The sequence below is a fragment of the Rhizobacter sp. SG703 genome (genome assembly GCF_012275445.1).
Classification (GTDB): Bacteria; Pseudomonadota; Gammaproteobacteria; order Burkholderiales; family Burkholderiaceae_C; genus Rhizobacter.
This window is the reverse complement of record NZ_JAAZQK010000006.1, coordinates 220593-235268: the sequence shown is the minus strand read 5'-3', so window position 1 is coordinate 235268 and position 14676 is coordinate 220593. Positions and strand designations below refer to the sequence as shown.

Here is a 14676-nt window from a genome sequence, read left to right as displayed (position 1 = left end):
CAGGGTGGTCCCTGCCGGCCTTTTTCTTGGGTGGCCGCCTCGATCTCGACAGCCGGCGCAGGGCTCCCTACACTGCGCCGACCAACAATGTCGGGGAGGTGTTCGATGTCACTGAAGGCCCTTTGCACGGCCGTGGTGGTCTGCGTGTTGCTTCCGGCGGGGGTCCGCGCCGAGCAGACGGCCGTGGATTTCGCGGCCACCGTCCGGCTCGACGCCGCGGGTCATGCGCCTGTCGACAGCGTCATCACCGGCCATTACGTCTTCGACCGCGATCCCGCGAGCTTCACGAGCCAGCCGATCGATCCGCGGTTTCTCGACGCGACGGCCGGCACCGACCATCTCTACATCGACCCCGCGAGCGAGAACTGGCTGCAGTTCCCGTCGGGCTCGCCCGACCTCGCGCGCGGGGGCCGCAGCGTCGCGGTCTACGACAACTGGAGATGGTCGGACGGCACGGTGGTGGACGGCATCTCATTCATGCAGAAGACCAACGGCGTGACCTATGAGCTGGCGCTGTTCGGCCCCGACACCTCGTTCATCGGAACGGCGTTTCCCGCCAATGGCTGGCTGTCGAGCGGCTGGACCGAGGGGTACTTCACGATGCACGACGCGTTCCACGGTTCAACGGTGCTGTCTGCCGTGGTGACCCGCCTGTCCGTCAGCCCGGTGCCGGAGCCGGCGACAGCGATCCTGATGCTGGCAGGCGTTGCCGGCCTGTGGCTGGCAAGGCGGCGGGCCGTGCCGAACAACACTCTTCTGGAGGGGGTCCCATGTCGTTGAAAGCGCTTTGCACCTCGATCGCCATCGTCGCGTTGCTTCCGGCCAGCGTCCGCGCCGAGCAGGTGGCGCTGGATTTCACTGCCACGGTGTGGCTCGACACGGCAGGCTACGCGCCGGTGGGCAGCGTCATCAGCGGCCACTATGTCTTCGACCGCGATCCGGCGAGCTTCACGAGCCAGCCGGTCGATCCACGGTACCTCCAGGGCGAGTCGGGCACCGACTACTTCTACACCGCCCGCACGGGCGACACCCGTCTGCAGTTCCCGTCGGGGTCTCCCGACGTTTCGAAGGGATTCCGGGCCATCGAGGTCATCGACAACACGACGTGGACGGGGCCGACGACGGACAGCGTCTCGTTCCTGCAGATGACCTTGGGGGTGTCCTACTACCTCGACCTGCGCGGGCCGGACACATCGTTCTCGGGCAGCGCGTTGCCGACCAACAGCTGGCTGTCGGGTGGTTGGACGCAAGGCTACTTCTCGATCCAGGACATCTTCCACACGTCGACGGTGTTGTCCGCCCAGGTCACCAGCCTGTCCGTCAGCCCGGTGCCGGAGCCCGCGACAGCGGCATTGATGCTCGTCGGCTTGGCCGGGTTGGCGTTTGCGAGGCGACGGGCCTGACGGAATCAAGCGCGCGGGCCGTGTCGCCACGGCACGCGCTGTTCATGGGGCCGGCGGGTCGAGGTCGGGTGGCGCCATCGTCGAGAGTTCGACGAGGCAGGCGATGCACAGGCAGCTGTCGTAGCGCGCGGCGAGCCGGGCGTGCAGTTCATCGGTCAGCTGCAGCGTGCTGCAGGCGCATGGGGTGGCATCGCCGACGCCGCAGCGGAACGGCTGCCGGCAGCGCGGGCAGGCGCTGTTGAGGTCCACATCGCCAGAACTGGTGCTTGGTGTCATGACGAGACCTGCTCGATCTTTGCGGCAATGCTGGCGGCGCGGCGAGAGGATGCTTCGGCTTGCGAAGCGTCGAGCTGCTGTCGAAGCGCGGCTTCGTAGTCTGTCAGCAGGTTGGATTGGAGCTTTCCGGCATCAACCAGTCGGTGCGAAACCAGGGACCACATGCCGGCTTCTGCATGCGCTGCAGGTCCGCAATGCCCGTTTGCGAGGCATGACGTGGGCAGCAGGATGGCCGGATAGTAGCCCTTCATCGCCAACGCCTCCAGGCGAGGGCGAGTCGCCGTCGACGCACCTGTGCCCCCGTTGATCTCACCGAGTGCCATTGCAACGATTGCCGGTGGATGGCCATCGGCCGCGACCCTTGCGAGGTGCAGCCTTCCCTCTCCGGAATCGCCAAGCAGCACGGACAGATCCATGCGAGCCTTGTTGTCGCCGGCCGCCGCCCGGCTGCGCAACAGGGCAAGGCGGTCATCAGGCTCGGCGGTTGGCAGCTGGGGTGTCGACGGGGTGTGATTGAAGAGGGGCGCGCACAAGCCCAGTGCCATGCCGATGAGGCACAGCGCCAAGCCAGCCAGTGCGCTTCGACGGATCATTTTCCCATCACTCCGCGAGATCTCCTCACAGCCATGCCGCTGACTGACGTCTTGCCGAGCGTCAGCGACGCTCTTGAAGCGCGCGCGCATACGAGGCCACGCAGGCTTGGCCGCGATCACCGGCCATCAACCGGGGTGAGCGTTCGAGTCGAGCGACGCGTTCTCGGAGTTCAGGTGCGGGGTCACGCTCGGGATGCGCATCTTCAAAGGAACTGACCGAGCACAGCCGGGGGACGTGACGGAGCGGGACCATCGGGAGGAGGTCTTCGGGACATCGCCCCATGGCCAGCTCGAGCGATGCAGCATGGCCTTCCAGCGCCTCCAGGTTCGTGGTGTCCAACAGCGTGACGGAGAGAGCCATCGCGTCGCGCTGGCACGTCTCGATCAATCGACCGAGTGCAGCCATCTGCGTTTCCCAGTGTGCTGAGAGGCTGGCGTTGACCGAAGCGATGCCAGGACGATACCGGGGCCACGACTTCCGACACTCGGAAAGCCGTGCGCGCGTGGACCGTGCCTGCCGAAGCAGGTGCCGTCGACGATGCCCGGGCTGCCATAGCTCACGTCGGGAAACGAGTTCGCGGGAAATGTCATCAGGACGGGCGACTCCGGAGACTCGTTGGTGAGCAGTCCGGCAGCGCCCCACGTGGGCCCGTCCTTGTCGTTTCCGGTCCTTTGCTCAATGTGGACATGGGTTGGCAGGCACATGCTGTTGCTCCAAGGATCGAGGCCGTTCGGGTCGACGAAGCTCAGCGGATTGCCATCGACATAGGTGTATGTCGACGGACTACCTCCCGCCAGGCCGAGCGGGTCGCTCTGTACATACCGCCCGGCCGCGTGACCTGAGCAACCACCAGGGCCGCTGCGGTCAGGAAACCGCTGAGCGTGTGCTGCTGTTTCATCGTCGACTCCCTGTCGAATCCAGAAGGACCGCCAGTCTAGGAATCGGGATTTCGCAGGGTCAACGCCTGAAATCGTGGTCGTGTCGATCTGCCACAGGTCAATGCGGACTCTCGTCGCGCAACGGCTTCAGCGCGTCGCGCGCCCTTGCCGGCGCCGCAGCAAGGCCGTCGCGAGCGCGAGACCACCGAGCCAGCCGAAGCCGAGCGCGCCGCCGCCTTCATCGCTGTTGCTGCTACCACCACTGCCGCCGCCGCCATTGCCCCCGCTCGGCGGCGGCGTCACCACGCCGACCGCGCCGTCGAGCGCGACGGTTCGCGTGAACTTGGTGGTGGAGCTGCCCTGGTGCATCGTCAGGGTCAGCGTTGCACTGTAGCCCGCGGTGTCGGCCGCGCTGAACGAAATGGTGGCCCGGCAGGTGGCCGAGGCGGCCAGCTTCTGCGCGGTGCAGGTGTCGCTCTTCAGCGTGAAGCGCGCCGCGCCGGTGCCGCCGATCGCGACGCTGTCCACCGTGACCTGACCGAAGGTCACGCCGTTGCGCAGGTCGAGGTTCTGCGACACCGTCGGCGTGTTGACCGCGCTGGCCGAGAAGCTCAGCGCGGTGTCGCTGGTCTTCGGCGTGTCGGCGATGAAGGCGGCGAGGTCGGTCAGCTGCTCCGCTTCCAGCACCTGGAACTGCTTCATCGCGCTGACGTTGTTCAGCGCATAGCCGATGCGGTTCAGCGCGGTCTCGGCATCGATCGCGGCGAACGGGTCGCGCGAGCCGCCGCCGGTCTTGAAATAGATCTCGGCCCGGCGGTTCTGCACGTTGGTGTGGCAGCTGGTGCAGTTGCCGGTGAACGACAGGCCGGTCTGGTTCATCGTGTCCTCGAACAACAGCTTGCCGGTGGCCGGGTTGTCGTTCGCATGGGCGGCGAATGCGGTCATCGCCAGGGCGGCAACGAGGGCAGTGCGGGCAAGGATCGAGGAGGACATGACAGCGTTCCCGGTGAGCGTGAACGCAGAACCCTGCAAGCGCCCTGCCACCGGTGCTGAAACCCCCGTTCCCCGTAGGACCGGGTAGGTAAGCGACCATTCGCGCCCGCCAGGGTGCCGCAGCGTGTCAGTCGCGTTGCGCGCCCTCACACGCGACGCATCTGCTTACGCCGTTCGCGCCACCAGTCAGCCGGCGGCGAACAAGCCCTTGTGCCGTTCGCGCAGCAGGTTCTTCTGCACCTTGCCCATCGTGTTGCGAGGCAATTCCTGCACCAGCTCGACCAGCTTCGGCACCTTGAAGTTCGCGATCTGCGACTTCAGCGCCGCGGCGATCGCCGCGCCGTCGAGCTGAGCACCGGCTTGAGGCACCACCACCGCGACCACCGCCTCGCCGAAGTCGGGGTGCGGCACGCCGACCACCGCACTCTCGGCCACGCCCGGCATGTCGTTGATGTAGCCCTCGATCTCGGCCGGGTAGACGTTGTAGCCGCCGCTGATGATCAGATCCTTGCTGCGCCCGACGATGCAGACGTAGCCGCGCTCGTCGATGCGGCCGACGTCGCCGGTCTTGAACCAGCCGTCGTCGGTGAATTCTTCCTTCGTCTTCTCGGGCATGCGCCAGTAGCCGGCGAACACGTTCGGGCCCTTCACCTCGATGCCGCCGATCTCGCCGCGCGGGCATTCGCGGCCCTGCTCGTCGCGCACCCGCAGCTGCACGCCGGGCAGCGGGAAGCCCACCGTGCCGGCGCGGCGCTCGCCGTCGGCCGGGTCGTACGGGTTGGACGTCAGCATCACCGTCTCGCTCATGCCGTAGCGCTCGAGGATGGCCTGCCCGGTGCGCTCGCGCCAGGCGTTGAAAGTCTCCGGCAGCAGCGGCGCCGAGCCGGCGACGAAGAGGCGCATGCCCGAGCAGGCGGCCCGCGTGAGCCCCGGCTCGGCCAGCAGCCGCACGTAGAGCGTCGGCACGCCCATGAACACCGTCGCGTGCGGCAGCGCGGCCAGCACCCGCTTCGGGTCGAACTTCGCCAGCCAGATCATCTTGCTGCCGTTCAGCAGTGCACCGTGGATCGCGACGAACAGGCCGTGCACATGGAAGATCGGCAGCGCATGCACCAGCACGTCGCCGGGCTGCCAGCCCCAGTACGCCTTCAGCGTGCGCGCATTGCTCAGCATGTTGCCGTGCGTCAGCATCGCGCCCTTGCTGCGCCCTGTGGTGCCGCTGGTGTACAGGATGGCCGCCAGGTCGTCGGCGCCGCGCAGCGCGGGCTCGTGCCGGTCGCCCTGGTGCGAGGCCCGCTCCAGCAGGCTGCCGCTGCGGTCGTCGCCGAGCGTGAACACATGGCGCGTGCCGGCCTTGAACGCCAGCTTGCTGACCCAGCCGAAGTGCTTCGGCGCGCACACCACCACCGCCGGTTCGGCATTGCCGATGAAGTACTCGATCTCGGCCGCCTGGTAGGCGGTGTTGAGCGGCAGGTAGACGAAGCCGGCGCGTAGCACCGCGAGGTACAGCATCAGCGCCTCGACCGACTTCTCGGTCTGCACCGCGATGCGGCTGCCGGCCGGCAGGTCCAGCGAGTCGAGCAGGTTCGCGAGCATCGCGGTCGCGCGGTCGAGGTCGCGCCACGAGTAGCTCAGCGGCGCATCGCCGTCGGCCACCTCGATCGCGGTCGCGTCGAGGTCGGCGGGAAAGGCCGCGCGCAACGCGGCGAACAGATTGTGTTGGCCGCCATCGGCAGCAGGTGTGGCACTACGCATCGAACCTCCTCGGGGATATCTCTTGTCAGCAAGCCCTAGCCGCGCTGGAAATGCGGCGGTCGCTTCTCGATGAAGGCCTGGATGCCTTCACGGTGTTGGGGGCTGTCGGCATAGCCGTAGTGCGCGCGGCGCTCGTCGGCGCTCGGCCCGCCGGCGGCCAGCTGGCGCAGCGTGCGCTTGTTGATGCGCGCGGCCTGCGGCGACAGCGCCGCGAGCGCGCGGGCGCGCTGCAGCGCGTGCGTCGCGACCTGCTCGTCGGCCACCACCGCATGCACCAGGCCGCGCTGCAGCGCGAGCGTCGCGTCGACGAGGCGCGCTTCGAGCAGCATCTCGCGCAACGTCGGCGCCGGCACCACGCGCGCCAGCAGTTGCAGCTCGCCGGGCGCCATCGGGAAACCGAGCTTCGCGATCGGCGCGCCGAAGCGGCTGCCCATGCCGGCGATGCGGATGTCGCAGCAGGCCGCGATCTCCAGCCCGCCGCCGACGCACGCGCCCTCGATCTGCGCGATCACCGGAATGTCGCAGTCGAGCAGCGCCTGCAGCGCCGGCGCGACGGTGTGCTCGTGGAAATCGTGCAGCCGCTGCTCGTCGAAGCGGAACTGCGCGAACTCGCCGATGTCGCCACCGGATGCGAACTGGCCGTCGGCGCCGCAGACGATCACCGCATGCGGCGCATCCGCAGCGTCCTGCGCCTGCAGCCGCACGAACACGTCGCGCAGCGCCTGCCACATCGCGATGTCGATCGCGTTGTGCTTGCCGGGGTTCGCGATGGCGACCCGGGCGATGCCGGGTTCGTCATGGCTCAGCGTGATGGAACCGGGCACGCGCGCCTCGTCAGTCGAGTTTGGCACCGGAGGCCTTGACGACGTCGGCCCAGCGCTTGATCTCGCCGTTGACGAACTTGCCGAAGGCGTCGCCGTACAGGTTGGGCGTCTCGGCGCCGAGGCCGTTCCAGGCCTTCACCAGCTCGTCCGAGGTCAGCGCCTTCTTCATCTCGGCGCGCATCGCCTCGACGATTTCCTTCGGCGTGTTCTTCGGCGCCCACAGGCCGTACCAGGTCGCGACCTGGTAGGTCGGCAGGCCCGCTTCGGTCGAGGTCGGCACGTCGGCAAAGCCCGGTGCACGCCGTTCCGACGCGACCGCCAGCGCCTTGATGCGACCGCCCTTGATGTGGTTGGCCGACGACCCGAGGCCGTCGAACATCATGTCGACCTGGCCGGCGATCAGGTCCTGCAATGCCGGGCCCGCGCCGCGGTACGGGATGTGCGTGATGAAGGTCTTGGTCTGCAGCTTGAACAACTCGCCGGCCAGGTGGTGCGAGGTGCCGTTGCCGGCCGAGCCGTAGTTCAGCTTGCCGGGGTTCTTGCGTGCGTACTCCAGCAGGCCCTTCAGGTCGGTGACCGGCACGCGCTGCGGGTTGACCACGATCACCTGCGGCACGCTGGAGATCAGGCCCACCGGGATGAAGTCGGTCTCGATGTTGTAGTCGAGCTTCGGGTACATCGACGGCGCGATCGTGTGGTGCACCGCGCCCATGAAGAAGGTGTAGCCGTCGCCCGCCGCATGCGACGCGACGGTGGCGCCGACGTTGCCGCCCGCGCCGCCCTTGTTGTCGATCAGGAACTGCTTGCCGGCGTTCTTGCTCATCAGGCCGAACAGCGGGCGCGCGAATGCGTCGGTGCCGCCGCCGGCGGGGAAGGGAACGATGACCGTGACCGGCTTGTTCGGCCAGGCGCCCTGCGCGCCGGCGAACGGCACGGCCAGCGTGGCCGCCGCGGCGGCGCCGGTGCGAAGAACATCTCGTCGTGTCGGCGCGCGTCGTGATTCGAAGCTCATGTTGTCTCCCGGTCGTTGAATGTGAAGCAAGGCGGGCCGCAGCGGCCCAGGGTCAGAAGCTCGTGGCTTCCTACAGCAGGGCGGCCACGGCGCGCGAATGCGCCACGTCGCCCTGCGTGAATTTCTCGTGGCTGGTCTCGACCTTCTGCAGGTCGTAGAGGTAGTTGACCATCATCCCGAACGATTGCTTGAGTCCTTTGCGCGACAGGTTACCCGAAGGATTGAGCCGTTCGAGCCGTGCGCCGTTGTCGAGGTGGAATCGGGCCACCGCATCGCCGCCCGGCGTGGTCGACACGTGCACCAGGTAGGCGGCGCACAGGCGGGCCAGCGCCTCGCGTTCGGCCTCGGCCAGGCCGTCCAGCGTGGCCGCGGTGGCGAGCGCTGCCAGGTCGCCCCCGCTGGCTTCGTCGAGCAGTTCGCGCGCCTGCGCCAGCCGCTCGGCCTCGCCGCGCTTCAGGCCGGGCAGTGCGGCCAGGTCGTCGCGGCGCACCAGCCAGGTCGCGAAGCCGGGGATCGGCGACAGCGTGCAGAAGGTCTTCAGCTGCGGCAGCTCGCGCTTGAGCTGCTCGGCCACGCGCTTGATCAGGAAGTTGCCGAGCGACACCCCCTTCAGCCCCGGCTGGCAATTGCTGATCGAGTAGAACGCCGCCACCTTGAACTGGTCGGGCGGCAGCGGCTGCGAGTTCTTGTCGATCAGCGGCGCGATCGCACCCGGCATCTCCGGCAGCAGCGCCACCTCGACGAAGATCAGCGGCTCGTCGGGCAGCTGCGGGTGGAAGAATGCGAAGCAGCGGCGATCCGGCTGCAGCCGGCGGCGCAGGTCGTCCCAGCCGTCGATCTCGTGCACCGCCTCGTGGTGGATGATCTGCTCCAGCAACTGCGCGGGCGAGCCCCAGTCGACCTTCTGCATCTGCAGGAAGCCGGGGTTGAACCACGACGACAGCAGGTGCAGGAAATCGGCCTCCAGCGCGCGCAGCTCCGGCTGCGCCTTCACGCGGGCCAGCAGCTTGCGCCGCATCGCGACGATGTGCGCGGTGCCGCCCGGCGTGCGGTTGATGCGGCGCAGCAGCTCCTGGCGCGGCGGCTCGGCCAGGTGGGTCAGGCGGATCAGGTTGTCGGCCGACGGCTCGTCGGCATAGGCCTGCGCCACCGCCAGCACTGCCTTCGGGTCGGGGCTGAAATCGCGCGACAGCCGCTCGAAGAAGCCGGCCTGCTGGTCGTCGGGCAGGTTGCTGAAGCGCGCGACCAGGCCGCGTGCGATCGCCACGCTGTTGGCCTCGCCGCGTTCGGAGAGCAGGCGGCGGCAGTCGAGCATCAGGCTGCGCAATGCGCGGTCGTTGCCGGCGCGGCGCGCGGCGTTCTTCAGGCTCTCAAGCATGGTGTTGTCCCGGATCGAGGAAGGCCTCCCGGGAGGCCTCGTCGGCGCGCAGCGCCTTCAGCGCCGCGAGTTGCGCCATCAGGTGGTCGTGCATCAGCTGCTCGGCGCGGGCGGCGTCGCGCTGCTCGATCGCGTCGATCAGCCGGCGGTGCTCGCCGATCGATTCCTCGATGCGCCCCGGCCGGTTCAGCTGGCGCCCGCGCAGCAGCCGCACGAAGCGGCGCAGGTCGGTGGTGGCGCGGTCGAGCCAGCGGTTGGCGGCCAGCGCCTGCACCGTGCTGTGGAAGTCGTGGTTCGCGCGGTAGTAGCCGTCGATGTTGTGCGCCGCCGCGTGTTTCTCGAGCGCGGCATGCAGGCGCTGCAGCAGCTTGATGTCGGCCGGCGTCGCCTTGCGCACCGCCTCGAACGCGCAGCGGCCTTCGAGCAGCGCCATCACCGGGAACAGCTCGTCGGCATCGTCTTCCGACAGCTCGGTCACCTTGCAGCCCTGGCGCGGCACCAGTTCGACCAGCCCCTCGGCCGCCAGCACCTTCAGCGCCTCGCGCAGCGGCGTGCGGCTGATCTTCCAGTCGTGGGCCAGTGCGAGCTCGTCGATCCACTGCCCGGGCACCAGCTGGCGTTCGAACACCATGTGACGCAGGCGAGCGGCCACTTCTTCGTGAAGCGATGCCGGACGCAGGGGTGTCGGATCGACCATCAGGGGCTCACCGGTGGGCCGCCACGGTGTGGCAGTTCGGTTCACTCTAAATCCAGTAATTCATAATTACAAGGGGTCAGCGAGCAGAACGTTGAAATCGATGCCTGCCACGCGACAAACCCTGAGTGCGCGGCGCGGCGTGCTCGCTACAGTGTCCGCGTGCCAGACACCCCCGAATTCCTGACACCGCCGACCCTGCCGGCCGATGCCGACGCGCTGCTGAAGCTGGCGGCGCGCAGCATGTTCGACACGCTCGCGCGCACGGCGATGGGCACGCTGGTGGTGGACCGCCGGCACCGCATCGTGTGGATCAGCGAGGGCTACAAGCGCTTCCTGCCGGCGCTCGGCCATGCGGAGGACGACTTCGTCGGCCGCCTCGTCGAGGAGGTGGTGCCGAACACGCTGATGGCGCACGTGATCGACAGCGGTCAGCCGATGCTGGTGGACCTGCTGACCAACCAGGCCGGCACCTTCCTCGTCAGCCGGCTGCCGCTGCGCGACGAGCACGGCGAGGTGATCGGCGCGATGGGCATGGTGCTGCTCGACCACCCCGAGACGACGATGCAGCCGCTGATCACCAAGTTCAGCCACCTGCAGCGCGAGCTCGACGATGCGCGCCGGCAGCTTGCCGCGCAGCGCCGGCCGAAGTTCACGGTGGCGAGCTTCATCGGCGCGAGCCCGCAGGCGATGGAGGTCAAGCGCCAGGCCAGGCGCGTCGCGCAGACCGACAGCACGGTGCTGCTGCTGGGCGAGACCGGCACCGGCAAGGAGCTGCTGGCGCATGCGATCCATGCGGCGAGCGGGCGGGCGGCGCGCGCCTTCGTCGGCGTCAACATCGCCGCGGTGCCCGACAGCCTGCTCGAAGCGGAGTTCTTCGGCGTTGCGCCCGGCGCGTTCACCGGGGCCGACCGCAAGGGCCGCGACGGCAAGTTCAAGCTGGCGGATGGCGGCACGCTGTTCCTCGACGAGATCGGCGACATGCCGCTCGCGTTGCAGTCGAAGCTGCTGCGCGTGCTGCAGGAGCAGGAGGTGGAGCCGCTGGGCAGCAACACGGTGCAGCGGGTGGACGTGCGCATCATCGCGGCGACCAGCCGCGACCTGCCGGCGATGGTGGCCGACGGCCGCTTCCGCGCCGACCTGTTCTACCGATTGAATGTGCTGCCGATCCGGCTGCCGGCGCTGCGCGAACGCATGGCCGACCTGGAGGCCTTGATCGAGGCGCTGGCCGACGACATCGCGCGGCGCAGCGGGCTGCCGCACAAGAGCCTGGAGCCGGACGCGCTGGCGCTGCTGGCGCGCCACCGCTGGCCGGGCAACATCCGCGAGCTGCGCAACGTGCTGGAGCAGGCCACGCTGATGACCGACGACATGACGCTGACCGCGGGGCATTTCAGGCATGTGGAGGCGCAGGACGGCGGCAGCGGACCGGCGATCGAGGCGGCGGTGGAACCGCTGCCGGTGGCGGCGGGCGCATCGACGCCGAAGTCGCTGCCGCAGGCGATCGCCGAACTGGAATGCCGCGCGATCCGCGAGGCGCTCGCGGCGACTGGTGGCAACAAGCTCGCGGCGTCAAGGCTGCTGGGGATCTCGCGGGCAACCTTGTACGAGAAGCTGCCGCACCTGTAGCCCGGACGCCAATCCGGGATTCGTCCGCCACATCCCGGATGGGCATCCGGGCTACGAATCTTTGCATGCGGGCAACCCGTGCGACACGGGCACATCCGACGATGGACACGTCCAAGGAGGACCTCGCGATGAAGACGCTGCAGAAGCTTGTGACCGCCGGCCTCGTGCTGGCTTGCATGTCGGTGGGCGCGCTGGCCCAGGAGCGCCATGGCCACGGCGGCCCGGGCCGGCCGGGCCCGGCACCCGGCTACCGCTCCCCGCACTGGCAGTTCGACAACCGCTACCACCACGACCACTACTACCCGTCGCGCGGCTACGTCGCGGCGGCGCTGCCGGGCGGCAGCATCAGCATCGGGTTCCGCGGCGGCAGCTACTTCTACCAGGGCGGCGTCTGGTTCCGCCCGTACGGCCCGCGCTACGTCGTGATCGCGCCGCCGATCGGCATCGTCGTGCCGCTGCTGCCGCCGGCCTACACCACGCTCTACATCGGCGGTGCGCCGTACTACTACGCGAATGGCGCCTACTACGCCACCGCGCCGGGCGGCTACGCCGTCGTCGAGCCGCCGCCCGGGGCCGACGTGGCACAGCCCACGCCACCCCCGCCGCCGCCGAAACCCGAACCGGACCCGATCCTCTACCCGCGCAACGGCCAGAGCCCGGCGCAGACCGAAGCCGACCGCCAGGAGTGCAACCGCTGGGCGACCACGCAGCCGGCGGCGATGGCCGATGCCTCCGTCTTCCAGCGCGCGGTGGCCGCCTGCATGGACGGTCGCGGCTACACCGTCAGATGACGTAACCCAGCGGCACGACCCCCTCGGCTGGGCGGTTGTGGGCAGGCAGCGGGGCCGTTAAGTTTCGGCTCCGCCCTCTCTCGCCCGACCGATGCGCCTGCCCGTCCTCCTGCTGTTTCTGCTCTGTGGCCTCGTCGGCACGGCGAGGGCGCAGGCCGAGGCGCCCGCGTCGGATGACCTGCTGGTCCGCCTGGCGCGCGAGGAGGCCATCGCCTACGAGAACGGCGAAGGCGTGCCGCGCGATCCGGCGCGCGCCGCGCAGCTCTACTGCCAGGCCGCGCGCCAGGGCGATGCCGAATCGCAATACAACCTCGCGTGGATGTACGCCAACGGCCGCGGCATCGAGCGCAACGACGCGACCGCGTCGTTCTTCTTCCACGCCGCCGCCGAGCAGGGCCTGCCGCAGGCGGTGCGCATGCTGGAGCGCGTCGGCCAGCCCGGCCCCGACCTGCCCGATTGCATGCGCCCGCCCGCGCCGGTGGTGGCGGCCGCGGTGCAGGCCACGCCCGCCGTCGCGGCGCCTGCCGCCGAGCTGCGCAGCAACGGCCCGAAGTACATCGTCGACCTGGTGAAGACCATCGCGCCGGAGTACCGCGTCGACCCGCAGCTCGCACTCGCGTTCATCCAGGTCGAGTCGAATTTCGACGTGGTCGCGCAGTCGCCGAAGAACGCGCAGGGCCTGATGCAACTGATCCCGGAGACCGCGGCCCGCTTCAACGTGAAGCGGCCGTTCGACCCGGCGCAGAACATCCGCGGCGGGCTCGCGTACATCCGCTGGCTGCTCGCCTACTACCGCGGCGACGTGACGCTGGTGGCCGCCGCCTACAACGCCGGCGAAGGCGCGGTGAACCGCTACCGCGGCGTGCCGCCGTATGCCGAGACACTGGGCTACGTCAGCCGCATCCTGAAGTCGTCGCGCATGCTGACGCACCCGTTCGACACCACGGTCACCGACCCGTCGCCGCAACTCGCCCTGATGCGCCGCCTGTAGCCCGGAATCCAGGCACGTGGTTGGAATCCGGACACTTGGGTTGTCTGCCCGCTGAACAAGCCGCCCTTGGGGACAACCCGAGGCCCGCAACGCAAAGTCCTTGCCGATCAACGGCTTGAACGCCTCGCCCACGACTGGCACGTCGCTTGCGCTGTACGGGGGCACGCGCATCACCATTCCAATAAAACAGGAGACAGCATGACCGCGACCCGACAGCGCCCGATGGCGCTGCTGGCCTGCTTGGCCGTGGCCGGCCTTGGCTTCGCCGGCACCGGCGCGCCGGCGCAGGCCCAGGACATCCGCATCGCCCACGTCTACAGCAAGACCGGCGCGCTGGAGGCCTACGGCAAGCAGACGCAGACCGGCTTCATGATGGGGCTCGACTACGCGACCGGCGGCACGATGACGGTGGCCGGCCGCAAGCTCGTGGTGATCGAACGCGACGACCAAGGCAAGCCCGACATCGGCAAGAGCCAGCTCGCCGCGGCCTATGGCGACGACCATGCCGACATCGCGGTCGGCCCGTCGTCGTCGGGCGTCGCGCTCGCGCTGCTGCCGGTGGCCGAGGAATACAGGAAGGTGCTGCTGGTCGAGCCGGCGGTCGCCGATTCGATCACCGGCGACAAGTGGAACCGCTACATCTTCCGCACCGGCCGCAACAGCTCGCAGGATGCGATCGCCAATGCGGTGGCGCTCGACAAGCCCGGCGTCACGATCACGACGCTGGCGCAGGACTATGCATTCGGCCGCGACGGCGTGAAGGCCTTCAAGGAGTCGATCAAGAAGGCGAAGCTGATCGACGGCGAGTACCTGCCGACCAGCACCACCGATTTCACCGCCGGCGCGCAGCGGCTGATCGACAAGCTGAAGGATCAGCCCGGCCGCAAGATCATCTGGATCCTGTGGGCCGGTGCCGGCAACCCGTTCAAGATCGCCGACCTGGACCTGAAGCGCCACGGCATCGAGATCGCGACCGGCGGCAACATCCTGCCCGCGATGGCCGCGTACAGGAACTTCCCCGGCATGGAAGGCGCGACGTACTACTACTTCGGCATCCCGAAGAACCCGGTCAACGAATGGCTGGTCGCGAACCACTACAAGCAGTTCAAGGCGCCGCCGGACTTCTTCACCGCCGGCGGCATGAGCGCGGCGATCGCGGTCGTCGAGGCGCTGAAGAAGACGCAGGGCGCGACCGCCACCGACAAGCTCATCGCCGCGATGGAAGGCATGGCCTTCGAGACGCCGAAGGGCCGCATGGTGTTCCGCAAGGAGGACCACCAGGCGATGCAGAGCATGTACCACTTCCGCATCAAGGCCGACCCGGCATTCGCGTGGGGCGTGCCGGAGCTGGTGCGCGAGATCAGGCCCGACGAGATGAACGTGCCGATCCGCAACAAGCGTTGAGCCGATGCCTCGCTTCGTCCGTTCGGGCTGAGCTTGTCGAAGCCCTTCCCTGAG

Annotated in this window: 16 protein-coding genes; 6 read left to right on the top strand and 10 right to left on the bottom strand. The window is 68.7% G+C overall.

Annotated features, from left to right (window positions below):
- Positions 1–105: 105 nt before the first annotated feature.
- Together FHT26_RS14355 and FHT26_RS14350 are read left to right on the top strand one after the other, a co-directional pair.
- Positions 106–780: a PEP-CTERM sorting domain-containing protein gene (locus tag FHT26_RS14355; protein WP_168560798.1), complete on the top strand. Its 675-nt coding sequence runs from the start codon at positions 106–108 to the stop codon at positions 778–780.
- Entirely contained in the window at positions 771–1403 is a 633-nt protein-coding gene (locus tag FHT26_RS14350; RefSeq protein ID WP_168560797.1) for a PEP-CTERM sorting domain-containing protein, read from the top strand. Before FHT26_RS14355 ends, FHT26_RS14350 begins: the two co-directional genes overlap by 10 nt.
- A 42-nt stretch (positions 1404–1445) precedes the next feature.
- Here the strand turns inward: FHT26_RS14350 and FHT26_RS14345 are convergent, their stop codons facing one another.
- The 10 genes from FHT26_RS14345 to FHT26_RS14300 form a co-directional block, all read right to left on the bottom strand.
- A complete protein-coding gene (locus FHT26_RS14345; RefSeq protein ID WP_168560796.1) occupies positions 1446–1679 on the bottom strand; it encodes a cysteine-rich CWC family protein in 234 nt (77 codons plus the stop codon).
- Positions 1676–2272 carry a hypothetical protein gene (locus FHT26_RS14340; protein WP_168560795.1) on the bottom strand — a complete coding sequence of 199 codons (597 nt, stop codon included), beginning with the start codon at positions 2270–2272 and terminating at the stop codon, positions 1676–1678. The genes FHT26_RS14345 and FHT26_RS14340 overlap by 4 nt, the downstream gene beginning before the upstream one ends.
- A gap of 61 nt (positions 2273–2333) precedes the next feature.
- Complete coding sequence (locus FHT26_RS14335; RefSeq protein ID WP_168560794.1) at positions 2334–2678, bottom strand: hypothetical protein; 345 nt, start codon at positions 2676–2678, stop codon at positions 2334–2336.
- Complete coding sequence (locus FHT26_RS29525; protein ID WP_349238160.1) at positions 2657–3190, bottom strand: RHS repeat-associated core domain-containing protein; 534 nt, start codon at positions 3188–3190, stop codon at positions 2657–2659. The genes FHT26_RS14335 and FHT26_RS29525 overlap by 22 nt, the downstream gene beginning before the upstream one ends.
- 108 nt (positions 3191–3298) lie before the next feature.
- The gene (locus tag FHT26_RS14325; protein WP_168560793.1) at positions 3299–4144 is read right to left on the bottom strand and encodes a cytochrome c; all 846 of its coding nucleotides are present in this window, start codon (positions 4142–4144) and stop codon (positions 3299–3301) included.
- 186 nt (positions 4145–4330) lie between these two features.
- Positions 4331–5899 carry a malonate--CoA ligase gene (locus FHT26_RS14320; protein WP_168560792.1) on the bottom strand — a complete coding sequence of 523 codons (1569 nt, stop codon included), beginning with the start codon at positions 5897–5899 and terminating at the stop codon, positions 4331–4333.
- A 35-nt stretch (positions 5900–5934) separates the two neighbouring features.
- Positions 5935–6723: an enoyl-CoA hydratase-related protein gene (locus FHT26_RS14315; protein WP_168560791.1), complete on the bottom strand. Its 789-nt coding sequence runs from the start codon at positions 6721–6723 to the stop codon at positions 5935–5937.
- Between the two features lie 10 nt (positions 6724–6733).
- A complete protein-coding gene (locus FHT26_RS14310; protein ID WP_168560790.1) occupies positions 6734–7735 on the bottom strand; it encodes a Bug family tripartite tricarboxylate transporter substrate binding protein in 1002 nt (333 codons plus the stop codon).
- A gap of 70 nt (positions 7736–7805) precedes the next feature.
- Positions 7806–9113, bottom strand: a complete 1308-nt coding sequence (locus FHT26_RS14305; RefSeq protein WP_168560789.1) for a malonyl-CoA decarboxylase — start codon at positions 9111–9113, stop codon at positions 7806–7808.
- Complete coding sequence (locus FHT26_RS14300; RefSeq protein WP_168560788.1) at positions 9106–9810, bottom strand: GntR family transcriptional regulator; 705 nt, start codon at positions 9808–9810, stop codon at positions 9106–9108. The genes FHT26_RS14305 and FHT26_RS14300 overlap by 8 nt, the downstream gene beginning before the upstream one ends.
- A gap of 159 nt (positions 9811–9969) precedes the next feature.
- Between FHT26_RS14300 and FHT26_RS14295 the strand changes: the two genes are divergently transcribed.
- The 4 genes from FHT26_RS14295 to FHT26_RS14280 all read left to right on the top strand — a co-directional run bounded on the left by FHT26_RS14295 (position 9970) and on the right by FHT26_RS14280 (position 14622).
- On the top strand, positions 9970–11436 hold the full coding sequence (locus FHT26_RS14295) for a sigma 54-interacting transcriptional regulator (RefSeq protein ID WP_168560787.1): 1467 nt from the start codon (positions 9970–9972) through the stop codon (positions 11434–11436).
- A 101-nt stretch (positions 11437–11537) separates the two neighbouring features.
- Entirely contained in the window at positions 11538–12227 is a 690-nt protein-coding gene (locus FHT26_RS14290) for a DUF6515 family protein (RefSeq protein WP_168560786.1), read from the top strand.
- 91 nt (positions 12228–12318) lie between these two features.
- A complete protein-coding gene (locus FHT26_RS14285; protein ID WP_168560785.1) occupies positions 12319–13218 on the top strand; it encodes a lytic transglycosylase domain-containing protein in 900 nt (299 codons plus the stop codon).
- A 222-nt stretch (positions 13219–13440) separates the two neighbouring features.
- On the top strand, positions 13441–14622 hold the full coding sequence (locus FHT26_RS14280; protein WP_168561026.1) for a substrate-binding domain-containing protein: 1182 nt from the start codon (positions 13441–13443) through the stop codon (positions 14620–14622).
- The last annotated feature ends 54 nt before the right edge of the window (positions 14623–14676 follow it).